Origin of the sequence: Escherichia sp. 10290, from assembly GCF_030295155.1 — a bacterium.
Classification (GTDB): Bacteria; Pseudomonadota; Gammaproteobacteria; order Enterobacterales; family Enterobacteriaceae; genus Escherichia; species Escherichia coli_F.
This window is the reverse complement of record NZ_AP025741.1, coordinates 895,480-919,418: the sequence shown is the minus strand read 5'-3', so window position 1 is coordinate 919,418 and position 23,939 is coordinate 895,480. Positions and strand designations below refer to the sequence as shown.

At 50.9% G+C, this 23,939-nt stretch carries 20 protein-coding genes and 1 pseudogene; 12 read left to right on the top strand and 9 right to left on the bottom strand.

Features of this window, described 5'->3' with window-relative positions; genetic code table 11:
- The first annotated feature begins 1 nt into the window (after position 1).
- The 5 genes from QUE74_RS04365 to cobO all read left to right on the top strand — a co-directional run bounded on the left by QUE74_RS04365 (position 2) and on the right by cobO (position 5,496).
- Entirely contained in the window at positions 2–1,372 is a 1,371-nt protein-coding gene (locus QUE74_RS04365; RefSeq protein ID WP_000124271.1) for an acyclic terpene utilization AtuA family protein, read from the top strand.
- The gene (locus QUE74_RS04360) at positions 1,369–1,686 is read left to right on the top strand and encodes a DUF4387 domain-containing protein (protein WP_000813947.1); all 318 of its coding nucleotides are present in this window, start codon (positions 1,369–1,371) and stop codon (positions 1,684–1,686) included. The genes QUE74_RS04365 and QUE74_RS04360 overlap by 4 nt, the downstream gene beginning before the upstream one ends.
- A gap of 160 nt (positions 1,687–1,846) precedes the next feature.
- Complete coding sequence (locus tag QUE74_RS04355; RefSeq protein ID WP_000724204.1) at positions 1,847–3,127, top strand: dicarboxylate/amino acid:cation symporter; 1,281 nt, start codon at positions 1,847–1,849, stop codon at positions 3,125–3,127.
- Positions 3,128–3,234: 107 nt separating this feature from the next.
- Complete coding sequence (locus QUE74_RS04350; RefSeq protein WP_000042489.1) at positions 3,235–4,887, top strand: class I fumarate hydratase; 1,653 nt, start codon at positions 3,235–3,237, stop codon at positions 4,885–4,887.
- Positions 4,888–4,896: 9 nt separating this feature from the next.
- Complete coding sequence (cobO, locus tag QUE74_RS04345; protein ID WP_286331899.1) at positions 4,897–5,496, top strand: cob(I)yrinic acid a,c-diamide adenosyltransferase; 600 nt, start codon at positions 4,897–4,899, stop codon at positions 5,494–5,496.
- Between the two features lie 33 nt (positions 5,497–5,529).
- On the opposite strand, the gene QUE74_RS04340 is transcribed toward cobO, so the two are convergent.
- A complete protein-coding gene (locus tag QUE74_RS04340) occupies positions 5,530–6,435 on the bottom strand; it encodes a LysR substrate-binding domain-containing protein (protein ID WP_001214260.1) in 906 nt (301 codons plus the stop codon).
- Between the two features lie 589 nt (positions 6,436–7,024).
- On the opposite strand from QUE74_RS04340, the gene QUE74_RS04335 reads away from it, so the two are divergent.
- Positions 7,025–8,422 (top strand): RtcB family protein, encoded by a 1,398-nt coding sequence (locus QUE74_RS04335; protein WP_000546464.1) that lies wholly within the window; start codon positions 7,025–7,027, stop codon positions 8,420–8,422.
- 97 nt (positions 8,423–8,519) lie between these two features.
- On the opposite strand, the gene sucD is transcribed toward QUE74_RS04335, so the two are convergent.
- The 8 genes from sucD to sdhC all read right to left on the bottom strand — a co-directional run bounded on the left by sucD (position 8,520) and on the right by sdhC (position 18,362).
- On the bottom strand, positions 8,520–9,389 hold the full coding sequence (gene sucD, locus QUE74_RS04330; protein WP_000025458.1) for a succinate--CoA ligase subunit alpha: 870 nt from the start codon (positions 9,387–9,389) through the stop codon (positions 8,520–8,522).
- Entirely contained in the window at positions 9,389–10,555 is a 1,167-nt protein-coding gene (sucC, locus tag QUE74_RS04325) for an ADP-forming succinate--CoA ligase subunit beta (protein WP_001048602.1), read from the bottom strand. The genes sucD and sucC overlap by 1 nt, the downstream gene beginning before the upstream one ends.
- Before the next feature lie 275 nt (positions 10,556–10,830).
- Entirely contained in the window at positions 10,831–12,048 is a 1,218-nt protein-coding gene (gene odhB, locus QUE74_RS04320) for a 2-oxoglutarate dehydrogenase complex dihydrolipoyllysine-residue succinyltransferase (RefSeq protein WP_000099835.1), read from the bottom strand.
- Positions 12,049–12,062: 14 nt separating this feature from the next.
- Positions 12,063–14,864, bottom strand: a complete 2,802-nt coding sequence (sucA, locus tag QUE74_RS04315; protein ID WP_001181463.1) for a 2-oxoglutarate dehydrogenase E1 component — start codon at positions 14,862–14,864, stop codon at positions 12,063–12,065.
- Positions 14,865–15,118: 254 nt separating this feature from the next.
- On the bottom strand, positions 15,119–15,835 hold the full coding sequence (gene sdhB / locus QUE74_RS04310; protein WP_001235263.1) for a succinate dehydrogenase iron-sulfur subunit SdhB: 717 nt from the start codon (positions 15,833–15,835) through the stop codon (positions 15,119–15,121).
- A 15-nt stretch (positions 15,836–15,850) separates the two neighbouring features.
- Positions 15,851–17,617 (bottom strand): succinate dehydrogenase flavoprotein subunit, encoded by a 1,767-nt coding sequence (gene sdhA / locus QUE74_RS04305; RefSeq protein WP_000775547.1) that lies wholly within the window; start codon positions 17,615–17,617, stop codon positions 15,851–15,853.
- Positions 17,617–17,964 (bottom strand): succinate dehydrogenase membrane anchor subunit, encoded by a 348-nt coding sequence (gene sdhD, locus QUE74_RS04300; protein ID WP_000254365.1) that lies wholly within the window; start codon positions 17,962–17,964, stop codon positions 17,617–17,619. Before sdhD ends, sdhA begins: the two co-directional genes overlap by 1 nt.
- Positions 17,958–18,362, bottom strand: coding sequence for a succinate dehydrogenase cytochrome b556 subunit (gene sdhC, locus QUE74_RS04295; RefSeq protein WP_000263355.1), 405 nt, complete (start codon positions 18,360–18,362; stop codon positions 17,958–17,960). Before sdhC ends, sdhD begins: the two co-directional genes overlap by 7 nt.
- Before the next feature lie 380 nt (positions 18,363–18,742).
- Here sdhC and QUE74_RS04290 point away from each other — a divergent pair, with 380 nt between their 5' ends.
- The 6 genes and pseudogenes from QUE74_RS04290 (at position 18,743) to istB (ending at position 23,927) form a co-directional block, all read left to right on the top strand.
- A complete protein-coding gene (locus QUE74_RS04290) occupies positions 18,743–18,850 on the top strand; it encodes a hypothetical protein (protein ID WP_123057340.1) in 108 nt (35 codons plus the stop codon).
- Positions 18,851–19,055: 205 nt separating this feature from the next.
- On the top strand, positions 19,056–20,339 hold the full coding sequence (gene gltA / locus QUE74_RS04285; RefSeq protein WP_000785834.1) for a citrate synthase: 1,284 nt from the start codon (positions 19,056–19,058) through the stop codon (positions 20,337–20,339).
- Between the two features lie 391 nt (positions 20,340–20,730).
- The gene (locus tag QUE74_RS04280) at positions 20,731–21,297 is read left to right on the top strand and encodes a fimbrial protein (RefSeq protein WP_000472411.1); all 567 of its coding nucleotides are present in this window, start codon (positions 20,731–20,733) and stop codon (positions 21,295–21,297) included.
- A gap of 49 nt (positions 21,298–21,346) precedes the next feature.
- A pseudogene (locus QUE74_RS04275) lies at positions 21,347–21,865 on the top strand (FimD/PapC N-terminal domain-containing protein); the annotation flags it as partial.
- 95 nt (positions 21,866–21,960) lie between these two features.
- Positions 21,961–23,133 (top strand): IS21-like element ISEc62 family transposase, encoded by a 1,173-nt coding sequence (gene istA / locus QUE74_RS04270; RefSeq protein WP_000952431.1) that lies wholly within the window; start codon positions 21,961–21,963, stop codon positions 23,131–23,133.
- A complete protein-coding gene (gene istB, locus QUE74_RS04265) occupies positions 23,133–23,927 on the top strand; it encodes an IS21-like element helper ATPase IstB (RefSeq protein WP_000544800.1) in 795 nt (264 codons plus the stop codon). Before istA ends, istB begins: the two co-directional genes overlap by 1 nt.
- The last annotated feature ends 12 nt before the right edge of the window (positions 23,928–23,939 follow it).

Here is a 23,939-nt window from a genome sequence, read left to right as displayed (position 1 = left end):
AATGGCTCGTTCTTTTAAAGTCTTATCGCCAACGGCAATCCTCGGGTATGGATTCCCGGAAGAGAGCTTCCGCAAAGCGATGGCAGAATCGCCCGATCTGATCGCCGTTGATGCAGGATCTTCCGATCCAGGTCCCCACTACCTCGGGGCAGGCAAACCGTTTACCGATCGCGCAGGGGTCAAGCGCGATCTGCGCTATATGATCACCGCAGGCGTGCAAAATAATATACCGGTGGTGATCGGAACGGCCGGCGGTTCTGGTGCCGCTCCACACCTGGAGTGGTGCCGAGAAATAATTCATGAGATTGCCCGGGAAGAGCGCCTCGCGTTCTCGATGGCGCTGATCCCGGCAGACGTTGACAAAGCCATCGTCCACCAGGCGCTGGATAACGGCAAAATCACGGCGCTGGATTTTGTCCCGCCGTTAACCCACGACTCGATTGACGAAAGTACGTATATCGTCGCGCAAATGGGCATCGAACCCTTCCAGCGGGCGCTGAAAGAAGGAGCGCAAGTGGTGCTGGGCGGGCGCGCTTACGACCCGGCCTGCTTTGCTGCGCTTCCGATCATGCAAGGCTTTGATGAAGGTCTGGCACTGCATTGTGGGAAAATCCTTGAATGTGCGGCAATCGCTGCAACACCCGGCTCAGGCTCTGACTGTGCGATGGGCATCATTGATGACAACGGCTTTACGCTGAAGACGTTTAATCCGAAGCGTAAATTTACCGAAACGTCAGCTGCTGCACACACACTGTATGAGAAATCCGATCCCTACTTTCTGCCAGGACCTGGCGGCGTGCTAAACCTGAAAGGTTGCACATTTAAAGCGATCAATGATGGCGAAGTGTACGTCAGCGGTTCTAAGCATGAAGAAACGCCCTATGCCCTGAAACTGGAAGGTGCGCGGCGGGTGGGTTTCCGCTGTTTGACCATCGCCGGAACGCGCGACCCGATCATGATCGCCGGGATCGATAACATCATCGATGAAGTCAAAACCAGCGTTTCGCGTAATCTGTCCTTAGACGATGACAGCATTCGCATCAATTTCCACCTGTACGGCAAAAACGGGGTGATGGGTGACCATGAACCGATGCAAACTGCCGGGCATGAGCTGGGGATTGTCCTTGATGTAGTTGCACCGACCCAGGAAATTGCCAACAGCGTTTGCTCGCTGGTGCGCTCTACCATGCTGCACTACGGCTATGAAAACCGCATCGCTACCGCAGGCAACCTGGCGTTCCCGTTCTCCCCTTCTGATATCCAGGGCGGGCCGGTATACGAATTTTCCATATATCACCTGATTGAAGCCAACGACGCTCTGCGTTTTGATTTCCATATTGAACAGGTGACGCCAGAAGGAGTTCAGGCATGAAACAGTCAATTGTCTCACTGGCGCAAGTCATTCGTTCGAAAAATGCCGGACCTTACGAACTGGTTTTAGATATTTTATTTAAAACGAAAGAAAACTATGAGCGAGTAAAATCATCAGGGCAATTAACCCCAGAACTGATTGCGCGCTTATATCATGTTGAACCTGACTTTATTCATCGTATTGTCTGGTTTGATCCTTCTAACGCAGTAAAAATTGTCATGCCACGAGATATTATCTCCGGGAATGTAGGTGACAATGATGTCTATGGCGCACAGCAACATGCACCTTTATTAAATATGAGTTTCGATTTGTAAAAATCCGAACACTTTTAGCCAACTGACATCCCGTCACTTATTGCAGCTCAACACTTCAGCTATTTGTAAGGTTGTTATAGCAGGTAGATGCCTGAATCTCTATTCAGGCATCCACTTCTCCTGATTCTGATTTATCGCCGTGCACCTGATGGAGGAAAAAATGAAGAAAATAAGTTTAACTACGATGATTCTTTTGGCGCTGGTACTTGGAATGATTATCGGCGTAGTGCTCAATAACACTGCTTCACCGGAAACAGCAAAACTCTATGCGCAAGAAATATCGATATTCACGACGATTTTCTTACGACTGATAAAAATGATTATCGCTCCGTTAGTGGTCTCTACCCTGGTGGTAGGTATTGCTAAAATGGGCGATGCCAAAGCCCTTGGTCGTATTTTTTCTAAAACACTCTTTTTATTTATTTGCGCCTCATTGCTGTCAATTGCCTTAGGCTTGATAACGGTAAATTTCTTCATGCCAGGCACAGGAATTAATTTTGTTGCACACGGTGCCGAAACCACCGGAGTGGTCGCGTCAGAACCCTTTACACTAAAAGTATTTATTTCGCATGCTTTCCCCACCAGCATTGTCGATGCCATGGCGCACAATGAAATTTTGCAAATCGTGGTGTTCTCAATTTTCCTCGGCTGTAGCCTGACGGCGATTGGTGAGAAAGGCAGCGCCATCGTTCACGCCTTAGATTCGCTGGCACATGCCATGTTAAAGCTCACTGGCTACGTCATGCTCTTCGCTCCCCTGACCGTATTCGCCGCTATTTCAGCATTGATTGCTGAACGAGGACTGGCAGTTATGGTGAGCGCCGGGATCTTTATGGGTGAATTTTATTTCACCATGTTATTACTTTGGGTGCTGCTTATCGGTCTGGCCATCGTTTATGTCGGCCCCTGCATCAGACGCCTGACCCGCGCCCTTTCAGAACCCGCCCTGCTGGCATTTACCACATCCAGTTCTGAAGCTGCTTTTCCGGGAACGCTTGAAAAACTGGAGCAATTTGGCGTTTCCCCCAAAATTGCCAGCTTTGTCTTACCCATTGGCTACTCATTTAATCTCGTTGGATCAATGGCCTACTGCTCCTTCGCCACAGTTTTCATCGCCCAGGCCTGCAATATCCATTTATCCATCGGTGAGCAAATCACCATGCTGTTGATCCTGATGTTGACCTCGAAAGGAATGGCTGGCGTACCACGCGCCTCAATGGTGGTTATCGCCGCCACGCTCAACCAGTTCAATATTCCGGAAGCGGGGCTGATCTTGCTGATGGGCGTTGATCCGTTCCTTGATATGGGGCGTTCCGCGACAAACGTCATGAGCAACGCAATGGGCGCTGCGATGGTGAGTCGGTGGGAAGGCGAACATTTCGGCGAGGGTTGTCGGGGTAAAGCATTAAAACCCAATGAATCGAACGTTGCTCTGCCCTGAGGGGGATCTTAAGCAATCAGAAGCCAATGACTACGCATTTTTATAAGCCGGATCATGAAGTTAGACGGCAATTAAGTAACACTAACGTTTAAGGTGAAAAGTGAAATATGTCCAAACCATTTATCTGGCAAGAACCGTTTCTACAAAATAAAGACGGTACAGAATATACATTAATTAGCGATCAACATATTACAGTAACGGAATTAGACGGCGAAGAAGTGATAAAAATCGCTCCTGAAGCATTAACGCTGCTTGCCCGGCAGGCATTTTATGAAGCCTCTTTTTTCTTACGTTCCGCTCATTTGCAACAGGTCGCCAGCATTCTTAGCGATCCGCAGGCCAGTAGTAATGATAAATACGTTGCGTTGCAGTTATTACGTAATGCTGAAGTCTCAGCAAAAGGGGTATTACCCAACTGTCAGGATACCGGCACCGCAACTATTGTTGCCAGTAAAGGGCAACAGATATGGACGGGAGGTAACGACGCTGAAGCCTTAAGCAAAGGCATTTACAGTACTTTCCAGGAAAATAATCTGCGCTTTTCACAAAATGCGCCGCTGGATATGTATACCGAAGTCAATACGCAAACCAATCTCCCGGCGCAGATTGATATCAGCGCTGTCGCTGGTAATGAGTACCATTTTCTCTGTGTTAATAAAGGGGGCGGCTCCGCCAATAAAGCCGCGCTTTATCAGGAAACCAAATCCTTATTGCAACCAGAAAAACTGACCGCGTTTTTAATCGACAAAATGAAATCGTTGGGCACGGCCGCCTGCCCGCCCTACCACATCGCCTTTGTCATCGGAGGGCTTTCAGCCGATCAAACCTTAAAAGTTGCCAAGCTGGCCTCTACGAAATATTACGACAATTTGCCCACCAGCGGAAACGAGCAGGGACAAGCATTCCGTGATATTGAGCTGGAAAAAGCGTTGCTCGAAGCCAGTCAGCAATTTGGTATTGGTGCGCAATTTGGGGGTAAATATTTCGCTCATGATATTCGCGTCATTCGTCTGCCGCGTCACGGTGGCTCTTGCCCGATAGCTATGGCGCTCTCCTGTTCTGCCGATCGCAATATCAAAGCAAAAATTAACAAGCACGGTATCTGGCTGGAAAAACTCGAACACAATCCGGGGCAATATATTCCAGCCTCATTGCGGGAAGAAAATCACGCGCAACATGTACACCTGGATCTAAACCGTCCGTTGCGTGACGTGATGCAGGATCTCGCCAGATTACCGGTAGGTACCCGCGTGTCGTTAAGTGGTCCCATCGTAGTGGCGCGCGATATCGCCCACGCAAAAATAAAAGCGCGGCTGGATAGCGGCGAATCGATGCCGGATTACCTGAAGCATCATATTGTCTATTACGCTGGCCCGGCGAAAACACCGGAGAACATGGCCTGCGGTTCACTGGGTCCAACCACGGGCGGTCGAATGGACGGTTATGTCGAAACCTTCCAGGCGGCTGGCGGCAGTCTGGTAATGTTATCGAAAGGTAACCGCAGCCAGCAGGTCACCGATGCCTGTCACAAACATGGCGGCTTCAATCTGGGAAGTATTGGCGGTGCAGCTGCGTTACTGGCGCAAGAATATGTCAAAAGTCTGCGTTGCCTGGAATACCCGGAGCTGGGTATGGAGGCGGTGTGGATGATGGAAGTGGAAAATCTGCCCGCATTCATCCTGGTCGATGATAAAGGCAATAATTTCTTTAGTCAGTTTGAGCAGCAACACCGCTGCGCCAGTTGCCCTGCGGGACATTAAGGAAAATGAATGGAAGCGCGAATTTCAACTGAACGGCATGTGCAGCGCCAGCAGAAATTGAAGGAACAGGTCGATACGCGCGTCGCGGCGGCGATAGAGAAAAAAGGGATCTTGATTGTTTTCACCGGCAACGGCAAAGGGAAATCCACTGCCGCGTTTGGTACTGTGACGCGCGCGGTGGGTCATGGCAAAACGGTGGGGGTTGCACAGTACATCAAGGGGCAATGGGACAACGGCGAATACAACCTTCTCCAGCCGCTGGGGGTTGAGTTTCATATTATGGGAACCGGTTTTACCTGGGAGACTCAGAACCGGCAAGCGGATATCGATGCGGCGAAAGAGGTCTGGTCGGAAAGCAAACGGATGCTGGCTGACAAGCGTTACGACTTAGTGGTGCTTGATGAGCTCACCTATATGCTGGCTTACCATTATCTGGATACAGAAGAAGTGATCACTTCTCTGCAAAACCGTCCGGCACAACAAAGTGTCATTGTCACCGGACGCGGTTGCCACAGTCAGATATTAAAAATGGCGGATACGGTAGAAATCCGCCCCGTCAAACATGCTTTTGATAACGGCATTCAGGCCCAGCCGGGGATCGACTGGTAATAACTGCGCCTGGCATCCCGCCAGGCGCAGGTTTTACATCTCCTGCGGTACGACCGATTTCGCCAGCAACCATTCACGAAATTGCTGCAAGTGCGGAGAGTCAGACTTCTCTTCCTGCCACGTCATAATAAAACGATTACCGGTACGAATAGGCACATCACAGGGGATCACCATATCGCCACTATCCAAATCATGTTGAATAGCGAACCGTGGTAACAGCGCCACGCCGAGATTAGAGCGCACGGCGGCAATCAGCATTGAAAGCAAATCGAAACGTGGTCCGTTATTGACCAGCGGACTGCTAACGCCAGATAAAGCAAACCACTCTTCCCAGCCAGTAATACGGGTGCTTTGATGCAGAAGTGGTAACTCAGTAAGCAGTTCTGCCACTGACAGTTTTTGATCGGACATTGCAAGCAAACTGCCGCTGCATACCGGCAAAATCTCCTCTTCAAAGAGATATTCTACTTCCGCCCAGGGCGCGCAAAAATTTTCGCGCATAATGACAGCATCGTACTCCCGATTAAGAAAATCGCCGTTATTAGCTAAAGAATGAATATTAACAATAATATCGGGATGTAACTTTGTGAATTCATGTAAATTTGGGATTAACCAGTGGGTACTAAACGTAGGATTAACGGCAAGTTCAATAACCTGAACCGTAGGCTGCCAGGTCATAATCGTATTGGTATCGCGTTCCAGCTTATTTAATGTTTCTTTTACTATCCCCAGGTAATACTTCCCTGCATCATTAAGAAAAATGCGTTTTTTAGAGTGTGAAAATAACGGAGTATGTAAAAATTCCTCCAGCGCACTTACTTGTCTGAATACAGCACTTTGGGTTAACGCTAACTCCTCAGCCGCTCTGGTATAACTTTCATGTCGTGCGACGACCTCAAAAGTCACCAGCAGCTCCGTTTTAGGTATTTTTCCTCGCATAATGCCGTCCGTGAAAAAATAACAACTCAAAAATTATTTTATAAAAAACAGTAGCACTAATGAATATCATAATTCAAATAAACAAACCAGTCAGCTATATGTCTAACCAGGAAAATAAAGTGACAATAATCCTAAAACAGGAATTTCACCTCAGTTATCCGCATGCAATACTTTAAAGCTATTATTGCAAGAATATTATTCATATACATGAATATACTCTAAATAAGTCAAGTTGCAGGAAGGGAACAAATAATGAATTTCCAGAAGCTTACATAAGTAAGTGACCTGGGTGAGCGAACATCGATGCAGCACATGCAACTTGAATTATGACAAGTATACAATGATAAATTTATATACCCTATGTTATATATTATCTATGTCCGGTTAAATTGAATGAGTCATAGCCTTAAAAGACTTCACAAAAGATAATTCCTCTTTAACAATAAGCCAGATTTACCACTTGTAAAACTTGCTATCGCCACATACACTACGCGCGTTTTCTTTCCCTTTTGCTGGCTGCTGACCGGAAAGACAAAATTACCCTCGCAATACAGGGGGTTGTTTAACGTCTATATTTCAGGACAGCGTTATGCATCATCTTTTAAGGCTTGATAAAGCCTTTCTGCGCAAAGGGATCCAACTTTCCCGTGCCAACAATATTGTTTCATTATGTCGTCCATCAGGAGCCAGTGCCCGCGTACTGCTGCCGGACGAACTGCCGCTGGAAGAAAAAGCAGTGACACAACTGCTTGATTTTGCAGAAGTGAAGATACCAGGCCATCCAGGTTACGTACGCCAGACGTGCGCGACGCCAGATTTTCATCCCGGCAATGGCGTCCCCGTTGGCGCGGTGGTGGCCTCAACGCCGGATTTAGTCATTCCCGCCGCCATCGGCACCGATATTTCTTGTGGCATGCGGCTGCTGACGACCGGATTAACACTTGAGCAAGCCGAAGCGCATAAAGACGTCATCGCTCAGCGGTTAACGCAAGTGCTACTGCAAAATGAGCGCGATGTTCCGTTATCCGCACAGGCGTTCACCGCGCTTTTTGATGGCGGACCGGCAGATTGCGTGTCGACCTTGCCATCAGCAGGTCTCTGGACACGCACGAATATCCCCCGAATGGTACAAGAGATTGACCGCTGCATTGGGCTTAACGAGCATAACAGTCATTCGCGTTATGCCCCACCCGCCCTGCTGGCAACGGACCGCGCATTACTCCGCGATCCTTGTCTGGGTACGCCGGGTTCAGGTAATCATTTTATTGAACTTCAGGTCGTTGATAGCGTGGTTGATCGCCATGTAGCCTGGCAACAAGGGCTGAAAACAGGCGATATTGTGGTGATGATCCACAGTGGATCGCGAGATGTTGGCTTTTACGTCGGAAGACGCTGGATGGATCGCGCCCGTGCTGAATGGCCCACCGGACATAAACATCCACAAAGCGGGTTATATGGTCTGGCAGGCGGACTGGCGGAGGAATATCTACAAGCGATAGGAATGGCGGCGCGTTACGCGTGGTTAAATCGCGTGACAATTGCCGAAATGGTGCGCGTATGTCTTGCCAATCTCTTTCATCAGGACAATTCGCATCTGGTGGTGGATGTGCCACATAACATCATCCTTCGCGAGCATGAAATGAATATTCATCGCAAAGGCGCAACACCGGCACGAGTGGGCAATCTGGCGTTAATCCCTGGTTCAATGGGCGATTATTCGTGGCTTGCGGTAGGTTGCGGCAACCCGGAGTGGCTGTGGTCATGCAGTCACGGAGCAGGACGCAGCCAGCGTCGGCAGGCCATGCGCTCACGCGCGACTGAAGAGTCAACGCTGCCGTGGCAATGCGTCACATTGCGCGAAGAACGACGTCTTGAAGAAGCGCCAGCGGCTTATAAAGATATTGGTCCGGTTATCGAAGCTCAACAAGAAGCCGGATTAATTCAGCCAGCGGTCAGATTTCGACCGTGGTTAACGTTTAAAGCATAAAAAAGGCCATCATATGATGGCCAACCATGTCGAAACCGACAGCCCTTCGCCATTCCTGTAGAGGGAAGCGGCGAGGGCTATTTCTTATTACAAGTATTTATTTCAGAACAGTTTTCAGAGCTTCACCGATGTCAGCCAGGCTGCGAACGGTTTTCACGCCTGCGGCTTCCAGAGCAGCGAATTTCTCATCCGCAGTCCCTTTCCCACCGGCAATGATGGCACCCGCGTGGCCCATACGTTTGCCTTTCGGCGCAGTTACACCAGCGATGTAACCTACAACTGGCTTGGTAACGTGCTCTTTGATGTACGCAGCCGCTTCTTCTTCAGCGCTACCGCCGATCTCACCGATCATCACGATCGCTTCGGTCTGCGGATCTTTTTCGAACATTTCGAGGATGTCGATAAAGTTAGAACCAGGGATCGGGTCGCCGCCGATACCGACACAGGTCGACTGACCGAAACCGTAATCCGTGGTCTGTTTAACCGCTTCATAGGTCAGTGTACCGGAACGGGAAACGATACCCACTTTACCCGGTTTGTGAATGTGACCAGGCTGGATGCCGATTTTACATTCACCCGGAGTGATAACGCCCGGGCAGTTCGGGCCGATCATGCGTACGCCAGCTTCGTCCAGTTTCACTTTCACCGTCAGCATATCCAGCGTCGGGATGCCTTCAGTGATGGTGATAATCAGTTTGATACCTGCGTCGATGGCTTCCAGAATGGAGTCTTTGCAGAACGGAGCCGGTACGTAGATAACAGAAGCGGTAGCGCCAGTGGCAGCAACGGCTTCACGCACGGTGTTGAACACCGGCAGACCAAGGTGGGTAGTACCGCCTTTACCTGGGGTTACGCCGCCAACCATTTTAGTGCCGTATGCAATGGCCTGTTCAGAGTGGAAAGTCCCCTGGCTACCAGTAAAGCCCTGGCAGATAACCTTGGTGTTTTTATCAATTAAAATGGACATTATTTCCCCTCCACTGCGGCAACAACCTGCTGAGCTGCATCCGTCAGACCTTTTGCTGCAATAATATTCAGGCCGCTGTCAGCCAGTTTCTTCGCGCCGAGTTCGGCGTTGTTACCTTCCAGACGTACCACGACCGGTACGTTAACACCCACTTCCGCTACCGCGCCGATGATACCGTCAGCGATCAGGTCGCAACGAACGATACCGCCGAAGATGTTAACCAGAACGGCTTTCACTTTGTCGTCAGAGAGGATGATTTTGAATGCTTCGGTTACACGTTCTTTGGTTGCGCCACCGCCAACGTCCAGGAAGTTAGCCGGTTCGCCGCCGTGCAGTTTAACGATGTCCATGGTGCCCATCGCCAGACCTGCGCCGTTAACCATACAACCGATGTTACCGTCCAGCGCAACGTAGTTCAGTTCCCACTGTGCAGCCTGTGCTTCACGTGGATCTTCCTGCGACTGGTCGCGCATTTCGCGCAGATCAGGCTGGCGGAACAGTGCGTTGCCGTCAGCGCCCAGTTTGCCGTCGAGGCAAATCAGATCGCCCTGTTTGGTGATGACCAGCGGGTTGATTTCGATCAACGCCAGGTCGCGCTCCAGGAAAATGGTCGCCAGGCCCATGAAGATTTTGGTGAACTGCTGAACCAGTTTACCTTCCAGACCCAGTTTGAACGCCAGCTCGCGTCCCTGATACGGCATCGGGCCAGTCAGCGGATCAAGCGCAACTTTGTGGATCAGGTGCGGAGTTTCTTCCGCCACTTTTTCGATTTCCACGCCGCCTTCGGTGGAGGCCATAAAGACCACGCGACGGGAACTACGGTCTACAACGGCACCAAGATACAGCTCTTTAGCGATATCGGTCGCTGCTTCAACCAGAATCTGGTTAACCGGTTGACCATTGGCATCTGTTTGATACGTTACCAGACGCTTGCCCAGCCAGTTTTCTGCAAAAGCACGGATGTCTTCTTTGCTGTTTACAACTTTCACACCGCCCGCTTTACCGCGGCCACCAGCGTGAACCTGACATTTCACTACCCACGGACCGGCACCGATTTTTGAAGCGGCTTCTTCTGCTTCGCGCGGAGTAGTACAGGCATAACCCACCGGTGCTGGTAAGCCATAGCGGGCAAACAGTTGTTTTGCCTGATATTCATGTAAGTTCATGTGTTCTGTCCATCCTTCAGTAATCGTTATCTTTTAAACCGTAGACCGAATATTTCGTATCGCTTCCGGGTATTGTCGGTCACCCGTAGGCCTGATAAGACGCGCAAGCGTCGCATCAGGCATCGCGTGTCGGATGCGGCGCGAGCGCCTTATCCGACCTACATCGGTGCTTCCCGTAGGCCTGATAAGACGCGTTAAGCGTCGCATCAGGCTTCAATTGCCGGAGAAAGCGATAATGCCTCATCCGGTCTACAGTGCAGGTGAAACTTAAACTACTACACGTCCAGCAGCAGACGCGTCGGATCTTCCAGCAACTCTTTGATCGTTACCAGGAAGCCCACGGACTCGCGACCATCGATCAGACGGTGATCGTAGGACAGCGCCAGGTACATCATCGGCAGGATCTCAACCTGACCATTCACTGCCATCGGACGATCTTTGATAGCGTGCATACCCAGAATTGCGCTCTGCGGCGGGTTGATGATAGGCGTAGACATCAGGGAACCGAACACACCACCGTTGGTGATGGTAAAGTTACCACCGGTCAGATCTTCAACCGTCAGCTTGCCGTCACGGCCTTTAACTGCCAGCTCTTTAATTTTCTTCTCGATGTCTGCCATGCCGAGGGTATCGACATCACGCAGAACCGGCGTCACCAGGCCGCGCGGCGTAGATACCGCCATGCTGACGTCGAAATAGTTGTGGTAAACCACATCATCGCCGTCGATAGAAGCATTCACTTCCGGATAACGTTTCAGGGCTTCAACCACTGCTTTAACGTAGAAGGACATAAAGCCCAGACGGATGCCGTGACGTTTTTCAAACGCTTCACCATACTGCTTACGCAGATCCATAATCGGCTTCATGTTGACTTCGTTGAACGTGGTCAGCATGGCAGTAGAGTTTTTCGCTTCCAGCAGACGCTCTGCCACACGCTTACGCAGGCGAGTCATCGGAACACGTTTTTCGCTACGTGCAGCCAGAGCCGGTTGCGCCGCCGTAGTAGCTGCTGCTGGTGCAGACTCTTTCGCCGGGGCTTTCGCCAGATGTTTTTCCACATCTTCACGGGTCAGACGACCACCTACACCGGTGCCTTTAATGGCGCTGGCATCAAGATTGTGTTCAGCCAAAAGGCGACGGATCGCCGGGCTTAAGGCATCGTTGTTTTGCTCTTCCAGAGACGCCTGTTGGCGTTGTGCCGGAGTTGACGCTTTCTCTTCAGATTTGGCGCTGGTTTCTTTACCGGCGCTGTTGCCTTCACGCAGGCGACCAAGGATCTGACGAGACGTTACGGTTGTACCTTCATCTTCCAGAACCGCATCCAGAATGCCGTCTGCTGATGCCGGTACTTCCAGTACCACTTTGTCAGTTTCGATTTCTACCAGCACTTCATCACGTACGACTGCGTCGCCGGGTTTTTTATGCCAGGTTGCGACGGTGGCATCGGCTACGGATTCAGGCAGGTCAGGGACCAGAATATCTACGCTACTCATTGTGTATCCTTTATTTATTCGACGTTCAGCGCGTCATTAACCAGATCTTGTTGCTGTTTCTGGTGAACGGACATATACCCTACCGCCGGAGAGGCGGAGGCCGGGCGGCCTGCATAACGCAGAGAAGCCCCAAACGGAATCACTTCACGGAAATGATGCTGGCTACAGTACCATGCGCCCTGGTTGAGCGGCTCTTCCTGGCACCAGACAAAATCCTTGACGTGAGCAAACTGCTGCAACACTTCCTGCATCGCTTTATGCGGGAACGGGTAGAGTTGCTCGATACGCACGATGGCGACATCGTGTTGATTGTTCTTACGACGTTGTTCCAGCAGGTCGTAATAAACCTTACCAGAACACATCACTACGCGCTTCACGCCCTTCGGATCAAGCTCGTCGATTTCACCAATGGCAGGCAGGAAGGTGCCGTTCGCCAGTTCTTCGAGGCTGGAAACCGCCAGCGGATGACGCAGCAGGGATTTCGGCGACATCACCACCAGCGGACGACGCATCCCGCGCAGCGCCTGACGACGCAGCATATGGTAAACCTGTGCCGGGGTAGACGGTACGCACACCTGCATGTTTTGTTCAGCACAAAGTTGCAGATAACGTTCCAGACGCGCGGAGGAGTGCTCCGGCCCTTGCCCTTCATACCCGTGCGGCAGCAGCATTACCAGACCACACATCCGGCCCCATTTCTGTTCGCCAGAGGAGATGAACTGGTCGATAACCACCTGCGCACCGTTAGCGAAGTCACCAAACTGCGCTTCCCAGATGGTCAGCGTGCGCGGCTCTGCGGTGGCATAACCGTATTCAAACGCCAGCACTGCTTCTTCAGACAGTACGGAGTCCCAGACGCGGAACGCGCCCTGACCATTATGGATATGTTGCAGCGGCGTGTAAGTGGAACCGTTGGACTGATTGTGGATCACCGCATGACGATGGAAGAAGGTACCGCGACCGGAGTCTTCACCCGACAGGCGGACCGGAATGCCTTCATCAACCAGCGTGGCGTAAGCGAGGTTTTCCGCGCCGCCCCAGTCGAACAGTTTCTCACCGGCAGCCATTGCCTGGCGATCGCCATAAATCTTGGCAACGCGAGACTGCATTTCAACCGCTTCCGGCACCGTACTGATACGTTTAGCCAGTTCCTGCAGGCGCTTCATCTCAACTTTGTTCGGGTACTCTTCGTCCCATTCGTGGTTGAGGTACGGCGACCAGGTGAAAGAGTGCATGTTCATCGGACGCCACTCTGCTACCACGCAATCGCCAGCATCCAGCGCATCACGGTACAGGTTAACCATCTCGGTGGCATCTTCCAGCGTCGCGACTTTTTCCTGCTCCAGCTTGTCAGCGTAGATTTTGCGCGGCGTCGGATGTTTTTTGATTTTCTGATACATCAGCGGCTGAGTTGCACTCGGCTCGTCGGCTTCGTTGTGGCCGTGACGGCGGTAGCACACCAGGTCGATGAAGACATCACGTTTAAAGGTGTTACGGAAATCGAGCGCCAGACGGGTCACAAAGGCAACGGCTTCCGGATCATCCGCATTAACGTGGAAAATCGGTGCCTGTACCATCTTGCCGATATCAGTACAGTACGGCGTAGAACGGGCATCCAGCGGGTTAGAGGTAGTGAAACCGACCTGGTTGTTGATAACGATACGTACCGTACCGCCAACTTCATAACCACGCGCTTTCGACATGTTCAGGGTTTCCTGAACCACGCCCTGCCCGGTCACTGCGGCGTCACCGTGGATGGTGATTGGCAGCACTTTGTTGCTGCTCGGCTCATCGAGTCTGTCCAGACGGGCGCGAACAGAACCGATAACTACCGGGCTTACAATCTCAAGGTGAGACGGGTTAAACGCCAGCGCCAGGTGAACCAGGCCGCCGTCGGTCTGGAAGTCAGACGAGAAGCCCATGTGGTATTTCACGTCGCCCGTGCCGAGGTGTTCTTTATGTTTACCGGCAAACTCGTCGAACAAGTCTTGCGGTTTTTTACCCAGCACGTTAACCAGCACGTTCAGACGACCACGGTGCGCCATCCCGAGAACCACTTCACGGGTGCCGCTATTGCCAGCATGGCGGATAATCTCTTTAAGCATCGGGATTAACGCGTCACCGCCTTCCAGCGAGAAGCGTTTTGCGCCAGGGAATTTTGCGCCGAGGTAACGTTCAAGGCCTTCAGCGGCGGTCAGTTCGCTTAAGAAGCGTTTTTTCTCTTCGCTATTGAAAGTCGCGCGACCAGACTCGATACGCTGTTGGATCCAGCGTTTTTCTTCGGTGCTGGTAATGTGCATGTACTCGGCACCAATCGGGCCGCAGTAGGTTTGCTTGAGGGCTTCCAGCAGCTCGCCGAGTTTCATGGTTTCTTTGCCGCTGGCAAATGAACCGACGTTGAAGGTCTCCTGGAAGTCTGCTTCGGTCAGATCGTGGAAAGACGGATCCAGATCGGCCACTTTATCTTGCTGCCACAGTCCCAGCGGATCGAGATTCGCATGCTGGTGACCGCGGAAGCGGTATGCGTTAATGAGCTGCAGGACTTTAACCTGCTTCACATTGGTGTCAGGGTCGGAGATCGTTGAAGAGTAACGTGAAGCGTCTTTCGCCAGGCGGCGGAAATATTCACGCGTTTGAGAGTGGAATTGATCCGGTTTGACTCCCGTACCAGGTAACTGCTGGAACGTCGAACGCCAGTTAGCGTCAACCGAGTCAGGATCGGTTAAGAAGTCTTCATAGAGCTGTTCTATCCAGCTCTGGTTTGCGCCAGAGAGGTAAGAAGAGTCCAACCAGGCTTTCAAAGCGCTGTTCTGCATCGTGATCCCTTAAGCATCTTTTTTATGCTTACTTCGCCGTGGATACTACCACGCACAGTGATGTGCGTGCCGGGGTTCACTTGCGAGCTCTTGTCTACGTAGTGGCTCGCGAAGGAACCTTTAAAAACTGTCTTAGTGTCAGGGGCAGTTTTTAAAGATTTCCTGCATTTCTTTTGTAGGCCGGATAACGCATTCACGCCGCATCCGGCACTGGTTGCCTGATGCGACGCTTGTGCGTCTTATCAGGCCTGGGTTTACGCATTACGCTGCAACAACATCGACTTGATATGGCCGATGGCGCGCGTCGGGTTCAGCCCCTTCGGACATACACTGACGCAGTTCATGATGCTGTGACAGCGGAATACACTGAATGCATCGCTCAAACCGTCGAGGCGGCTGTCAGTCTCGGTATCACGGCTATCGATCAGGAAACGATATGCCGCTAACAAGCCTGCCGGGCCGATAAACTTATCGGGATTCCACCAGAAAGACGGACAAGAGGTTGAACAACATGCGCAGAGAATACATTCATACAGCCCGTCGAGTTTTTCGCGCTGCTCTGGCATCTGTAAATGCTCGCGAGCTGGCGGATTTTGTCCATTATTCAACAGGTAAGGCTTAATTTTCTCATATTGCGCATAGAATTGTCCCATGTCTACCACCAAATCGCGGATCACCGGTAAACCTGGCAGCGGGCGAATCACAATCTTCTTGCCCGGCTGGTTGAGTGCCGAAATCGGGGTAATACAGGCCAGACCATTCTTACCGTTCATGTTCAGACCGTCGGAACCGCACACACCTTCACGGCAGGAACGACGGAACGACAGGCTGGGATCTTTCTCTTTCAACTGGATAAGCGCATCCAGCAGCATCATGTCGCGACCTTCTTCCGCTTCCAGGGTGTAATCCTGCATACGCGGAGCATCATCAACATCCGGGTTATAGCGATAAATTGAAAACTCGAGTCTCATTTTCCTGTCTCCGCATTAGTAAGTACGAATCTTCGGCGGGAATGCCGGGCGCAGTTTCGGTTCCATGTTGACGCTTCGGCGCGTCATGGATTCCGACTCTGGCAGATACAGGGAGTGGCACAGCCAGTTTTCATCATCACGATCTGGGAAGTCGAAGCGGCTATGCGCGCCACGGCTTTCGGTACGGAAGTTGGCAGAAACAGCCGTTGCATACGCCGTTTCCATCAGGTTATCCAGTTCCAGGCATTCAACGCGCTGGGTGTTGAACTCGCTGGAAGTGTCATCCAGACGGGCATTTTTCAAACGCTCGCGGATCACTTTCAACTGCTCAAGCCCTTTTGCCATCGCATCACCTTCACGGAAGACCGAGAAGTTATGCTGCATACATTCTTGCAGTGCTTTACGAATCGCCACTGGATCTTCACCATTACGGTTGTTGTTCCAGCGATTCAGACGCTCCAGAGACGCTTCAACATCAGACTCGCTGGCATCGCGCAGTGCGCCCTGCTCGGCAATAGACTCTTGCAGATGCAGGCCCGCTGCGCGACCAAAGACCACCAGGTCCAGCAGCGAGTTGCCGCCAAGACGGTTAGCGCCGTGTACCGATACACAAGCGATTTCACCTACCGCGAACAGCCCCGGAACAACCACATCTTCGCCTTTCTCGTTCACCGTCAGCGCCTGACCGGTCACTTTGGTCGGAATACCGCCCATCATGTAGTGACAGGTTGGGATAACCGGAATCGGCTCTTTCACCGGATCGACGTGTGCGAAGGTACGGGAGAGTTCAAGGATACCCGGCAGACGGGATTCGAGAACTTCTTTACCCAGGTGGTCGAGTTTCAGTTTTGCATGTGGCCCCCATGGACCATCACAGCCGCGACCTTCACGGATTTCGATCATGATGGAACGCGCCACCACGTCACGGCCCGCCAGATCTTTGGCGTTCGGCGCATAACGCTCCATAAAGCGTTCGCCATGTTTGTTCAGCAGATAACCGCCTTCACCACGGCAACCTTCGGTGACCAGTACGCCCGCACCTGCTATACCGGTCGGGTGGAACTGCCACATTTCCATATCCTGCACAGGTACACCTGCACGGATAGCCATGCCGACGCCATCGCCGGTGTTAATGTGCGCGTTGGTGGTGGACTGATAAATACGCCCTGCCCCGCCGGTTGCCAGCACAGTCGCACGGGCTTTGAAGTAAACCACTTCACCGGTTTCGATGCACAGTGCGGTACAACCAACTACCGCGCCATCCTGGTTCTTCACCAGATCCAGCGCATACCACTCGGAGAAAATGGTGGTGTGGTTTTTCAGGTTCTGCTGATAAAGCGTGTGCAACAGTGCGTGACCGGTACGGTCAGCTGCCGCCGCAGTACGTGCCGCTTGCTCGCCACCGAAGTTTTTCGACTGGCCGCCAAACGGACGTTGATAGATACGACCATCATCAAGACGCGAGAACGGTAGCCCCATGTGTTCCAGTTCCAGAATCGCTTCCGGCCCGGTTTTACACATATATTCAATCGCGTCCTGGTCACCGATATAGTCCGACCCTTTTACGGTGTCGTACATATGCCATTCCCAGTTATCTTCATGGGTATTACCCAGCGCAACGGTAATGCCGCCTTGCGCAGAAACGGTATGGGAACGGGTCGGGAAGACTTTGGAGAGCAGCGCACAGGTTTGGCCGCTCTGGGAAATTTGCAGCGCCGCGCGCATACCTGCGCCACCGGCACCAATCACAACTGCATCAAATTCTCTGACTGGCAATTTCATCACACACCCCACACCACAACGAATCCATAAATCACGTAAACCACCAGTGCAACGACAATCACCAGTTGCAGCATCAGGCGCAAAGCCAGTGGTTTAACGTAGTCGGTCAACACCTGCCACATGCCGATCCAGGCATGGATCAAGATAGAAAACAGCGCCAGCAGGGTGAACACTTTGGTGAACGCAGAGGCGAAGAAACCAATCCAGACTTCATATGTCAGCTCGCCACTGGTAGCGAAAAAACCGACCATATAAATGATGTAGAGCGTCAGGACGATAGCGGTAGCGCGAACGAGGATAAAATCATGTACGCCATTGCGTCCTAATGCGGAGGCGTTGCTTACCATACGAGGACTCCTGCGAGAAGTGAAAGCACGACAGTAATAACAAAGGAGATTTTGGCGGAGCGTTTACCCGCTTCGAATGTTTCTTCCAGATAGCCAAAATCCATCATCATGTGGCGAATACCTACGACGACGTGATACGCCAGAGCGGTAAGGATGCCCCACATGATAAATTTGACGAAGAAGCTGCCCATAATCGCGGAAGCTTGCTCGAAACCTTCAGGGGAAGAGAGGCTGGTACCCAGAAGCCACAGCAGGATGCCCACTGCAACAAAGGTGATCACACCGGAAACGCGATGGAGAATGGACGCTATCGCCGTGACGGGGAACCGGATGGTCTGTAGGTCCAGATTAACAGGTCTTTGTTTTTTCACATTTCTTATCATGAATAACGCCCACATGCTGTTCTTATTATTCCCTGGGGACTACGGGCACAGAGGTTAACTTTCTGTTACCTGGAGACGTCGGGATTTCCTTCCTCCGGTCTGCTTGCGGGTCAGACAGCGTCCTTTCTATAACTGCGCGTCATGCAAAACACTGCTTCCAGATGCGAAAACGACACGTTACAACGCTGGGTGGCTCGGGATTGCAGGGTGTTCCGGAGACCTGGCGGCAGTATAGGCCGTTCACAAAATCATTACAATTAACCTACATATAGTTTGTCGGGTTTTATCCCGAACAGTGATCTGGGTCACGATAACAACATTTATTTAATTTTTAATCATCTAATTTGACAATCATTCAACAAAGTTGTTACAAACATCACTAGGAAAAGCATATAATGCGTAAAAGTTATGAAGTCAGTATTTCACCTAAGATTAACTTATGTAACAGTGTGGAAGTATTGACCAATTCATTCGGGACAGTTATTAGTGGTAGACAAGTTTAATAATTCGGATTGCTAAGTACTTGATTCGCCATTTATTCGTCATCAATGGATCCTTTACCTGCAAGCGCCCAGAGCTCTGTACCCAGGTTTTCCCCTCTTTCACAGAGCGGCGAGCCAAATAACAAACGGGTAAAGCCAGGTTGATGTGCGAAGGCAAATTTAAGTTCCGGCAGTCTTACGCAATAAGGCGCTAAGGAGACCTTAAATGGCTGATACAAAAGCAAAACTCACCCTCAACGGGGACACAGCTGTTGAACTGGATGTGCTGAAAGGCACGCTGGGTCAAGATGTTATTGATATCCGTACTCTCGGTTCAAAAGGTGTGTTCACCTTTGACCCAGGCTTCACTTCAACCGCATCCTGCGAATCTAAAATTACTTTTATTGATGGTGATGAAGGTATTTTGCTGCACCGCGGTTTCCCGATCGATCAGCTGGCGACCGATTCTAACTACCTGGAAGTTTGTTACATCCTGCTGAATGGTGAAAAACCAACTCAGGAACAGTATGACGAATTTAAAACTACGGTGACCCGTCATACCATGATCCACGAGCAGATTACCCGTCTGTTCCATGCTTTCCGTCGCGACTCGCATCCAATGGCAGTTATGTGTGGTATTACCGGCGCGCTGGCGGCGTTCTATCACGACTCGCTGGATGTTAACAATCCTCGTCATCGTGAAATTGCCGCGTTCCGCCTGCTGTCAAAAATGCCGACCATGGCCGCGATGTGTTACAAGTATTCCATTGGTCAGCCATTCGTTTACCCGCGCAACGATCTCTCCTATGCCGGTAACTTCCTGAATATGATGTTCTCCACGCCGTGCGAACCGTATGAAGTTAATCCGATTCTGGAACGTGCTATGGACCGTATTCTGATCCTGCACGCTGACCATGAACAGAACGCCTCTACCTCCACCGTGCGTACCGCTGGCTCTTCGGGGGCGAACCCGTTTGCCTGTATCGCAGCAGGTATTGCTTCGTTGTGGGGACCAGCGCACGGTGGTGCTAACGAAGCGGCTCTGAAAATGCTGGAAGAAATCAGCTCCGTTAAACACATTCCGGAATTTGTTCGTCGTGCGAAAGACAAGAATGACTCTTTCCGCCTGATGGGCTTCGGTCACCGCGTGTACAAAAACTACGACCCGCGCGCCACCGTCATGCGTGAAACCTGCCACGAAGTCCTGAAAGAGCTGGGCACGAAGGATGACCTGCTGGAAGTAGCTATGGAGCTGGAAAATATCGCGCTGAACGACCCGTACTTTATTGAGAAAAAACTGTACCCTAACGTCGATTTCTACTCTGGTATCATCCTGAAAGCGATGGGTATTCCGTCTTCCATGTTCACCGTCATATTCGCTATGGCACGTACAGTTGGCTGGATCGCCCACTGGAGCGAAATGCACAGTGATGGCATGAAGATTGCCCGTCCACGTCAGCTGTATACCGGCTATGAAAAACGCGATTTTAAAAGCGACATCAAACGTTAACTGCTGATTCCTAAGCTGTAAATTCTGTTAACCCGCCTTTAAAAGGCGGGTTAATTTTTATCTACCTGAACACAAAAAATGTAAAAATAAAATTAATTAACCGGCTGACATTAATATTGAAAAATAATAGAATTGTTCATTTTATCGGCAAAATAATAAATTTTAATTAAGGTATCTGCTTTTAGTTACATTTATAACCTCATGAAAATGAGGTATATCTCTCTCATTCCCCCCGATAACATTCATTAAATTATTAATTCATCACATCAATTAGTTAACCTTGCATTTAATATAATTAATAATATTTTTAAGTAAAACTAAAAACATTCGACAATCAAATAAGATATTCTGATATCGCTATACTTTTTCTATTTCTGTAAAGGACTCAGTTATGTTTAAAGGACAAAAAACATTGGCCGCATTGGCCGTATCTCTGTTATTCACTGCACCGGTTTATGCAGCTGATGAAGGTTCTGGTGAAATTCACTTTAAAGGTGAGGTTATAGAAGCACCATGTGAAATACATCATGATGATATTGATAAAGAAATTGAGCTAGGTCAGGTGACCACCAGCCACATTAATCAGTCTCATCACAGCGATGCGGTTGCTGTCGACCTGCGTTTAATCAACTGCGACCTGGAAAACTCTAATAACGGTTCCGGTGGCAAGATTTCTAAAGTCGCGGTCACCTTCGATAGCTCAGCGAAAACCACTGGCGCAGATCCGATACTCAACAATACCAGCACTGGCGAAGCCACCGGTGTCGGCGTGCGTTTAATGAATAAGGATCAAAGCAATATCATTTTAGGCACTGCTTCTCCGGATATCGACCTCGCACCAACGTCCAGTGAACAAACACTGAACTTCTTTGCCTGGATGGAACAAATTGATCAAGCGACACCAGTAACGGCAGGGGCTGTTACAGCGAATGCAACCTACGTACTGGATTATAAATAAGCGTTATTGGGCGGCATCACTGCCGCCTTTCTTAAAATATTTATCTGGTATGGACACCGTGAATATTTATCGACTCTCTTTTGTATCCTGCCTGGTCATGGCGATGCCTTCCGCCATGGCGGTTGAATTCAACCTGAATGTCCTCGACAAATCGATGCGTGAGCGCATTGATATTTCATTATTAAAGGAAAAAGGTGTCATTGCTCCCGGTGAATATTTTGTCAGCATTGCAGTAAATAATAACCAAATCAGTAATGGGCAAAAAATTAACTGGCAAAAAAAGGGTGACAATACCATTCCGTGCATCAATGATTTATTGGTCGATAAATTTGGCTTAAAACCTGAAGTCCGTCAGTCGTTACCCCTGATTAATCAGTGCGTCGATTTTAGCACCCGACCAGAAATGCTCTTCAATTTTGATCAGGCCAGTCAGCAACTGAATATCACCATCCCACAGGCCTGGCTGGCGTGGCACTCAGATAACTGGACTCCACCCTCCACATGGAAAGAAGGTGTCCCCGGTGTCCTGATGGATTACAACTTGTTTGCCAGCAGCTACCGCTGTCAGCGCCAATGATATAAGACAGTAATTCACCATTTGGATTGTCCGCTCCACCCAACATGTTGTTTCCTTAAGGTTCCTACACCACAAAGGGAACACTCATGCTGAGCAGAGAGGACTTTTACATGATAAAGCAAATGCGCCAGCAAGGTGCGTATATTGTTGATATTGCCACTCAGGTTGGTTGCTCTGAGCGGACTGTCAGACGGTACCTGAAATACCCGGAACCTCCGGCCAGAAAAACACGCCACAAAATGGCCAAACTCAAGCCGTTCATGGACTATATCGACATGCGTCTGGCTGAGAATGTCTGGAACGGCGAGGTCATCCTGGCGGAAATCAAAGCGATGGGTTATACCGGTGGCCGTTCCATGTTGCGTTACTACATCCAGCCCAAACGTAAGATGCGGCCATCGAAGAAAACGGTTCGCTTCGAAACTCAGCCCGGTTACCAGCTACAGCATGACTGGGGAGAAGTTGAGGCTGAGGTTGCCGGGCAACGATGCAGGGTTAACTTCGCGGTTAATACGCTGGGGTTCTCACGTCGCTTCCATGTCTTCGCGGCACCAAAGCAGGATGCTGAACATACCTATGAGTCACTGGTCCGCGCCTTTCGCTACTTCGGCGGCAGCGTGAAAACCGTGCTGGTCGATAACCAGAAAGCCGCAGTGCTGAAAAATAACAACGGGAAGGTGGTGTTCAACTCCGGGTTCCTGCTGCTGGCCGATCACTATGGCTTCCTGCCACGGGCCTGCCGTCCACGAAGGGCCAGAACCAAAGGTAAGGTGGAACGGATGGTGAAATACCTCAAGGAAAACTTCTTCGTCCGGTACCGCCGGTTCGACAGCTTCGCCCATGTTAATCAGCTACTGGAGCAGTGGATGGCTGACGTTGCCGACAGGCGGGAACTTCGCCAGTTCAGGCAGACACCGGAACAGCGCTTCACGCAGGAACAGGTGCATCTGCAGGCGCTGCCAGGTACGGACTTCGATACCAGCTACTTCGATATCCGTCATGTCTCCTGGGATGGCTATATCGAGGTTGGCGGGAACCGTTACAGCGTGCCGGAAAGCCTGTGTGGCCAGCCGGTATCAATACGGATCTCGCTGGATGATGAACTGCGGATCTACAGTAATGAGCAACAGGTAGCATCGCACCGTCTCTGTTCGGCTGTATACGGCTGGCAGACCGTGCCGGAGCATCACGCCCCACTCTGGCAGCAGGTCAGTCAGGTGGAACACAGGCCGTTGAGTGCCTATGAGGAGCTGTTGTGATGCATGAACTGGAGACACTGCTGGGTCGTCTTAAAATGGAACATCTGGGCTACCACGTTGAAAGCCTGCTGGAGCAGGCGGCCAAAAAAGAACTGAACTACCGCGAGTTCCTGTGCATGGCGTTGCAGCAGGAATGGAACGGGAGGCATCAGCGCAGTATGGAGTCCCGGCTGAAACAGGCCCGCTTCCCGTGGGTCAAAACGCTGGAGCAGTTCGACTTCGGCTTCCAGCCAGGTATCGATCGTAAGGTCGTCCGTGAGCTGGCCGGGCTGGCGTTCGTGGAGCGTAGCGAGAACGTGATCCTGCTGGGTCCGCCTGGTGTGGGTAAAACGCACCTGGCAGTCGCTCTCGGGGTAAAAGCGGCGGACGCTGGTCATCGGGTGCTGTTCATGCCACTGGATAAGCTGATCGCCACACTCATGAAGGCAAAACAGGAAAACCGGCTGGAAAAACAGCTACAGCAGCTTGGTTATGCCCGGGTACTGATACTGGATGAGATAGGCTATCTGCCGATGACCCGCGAGGAAGCCAGTCTGTTCTTCCGGTTGCTGAACCGTCGATATGAAAAAGCGAGCATCGTGCTGACGTCAAATAAAGGGTTCGCCGACTGGGGAGAGATGTTCGGCGATAACGTGCTGGCAACGGCAATCCTGGATCGACTGCTACACCACTCAACCACACTGAACATCAAAGGAGAAAGCTACCGGTTAAAGGAAAAACGCAAAGCGGGAGTGCTGGCAAAAAACGCCACGCCAATCAGTGATGATGAAATGGCGGCAAGCGGACAACATTAATGACCAATAGCG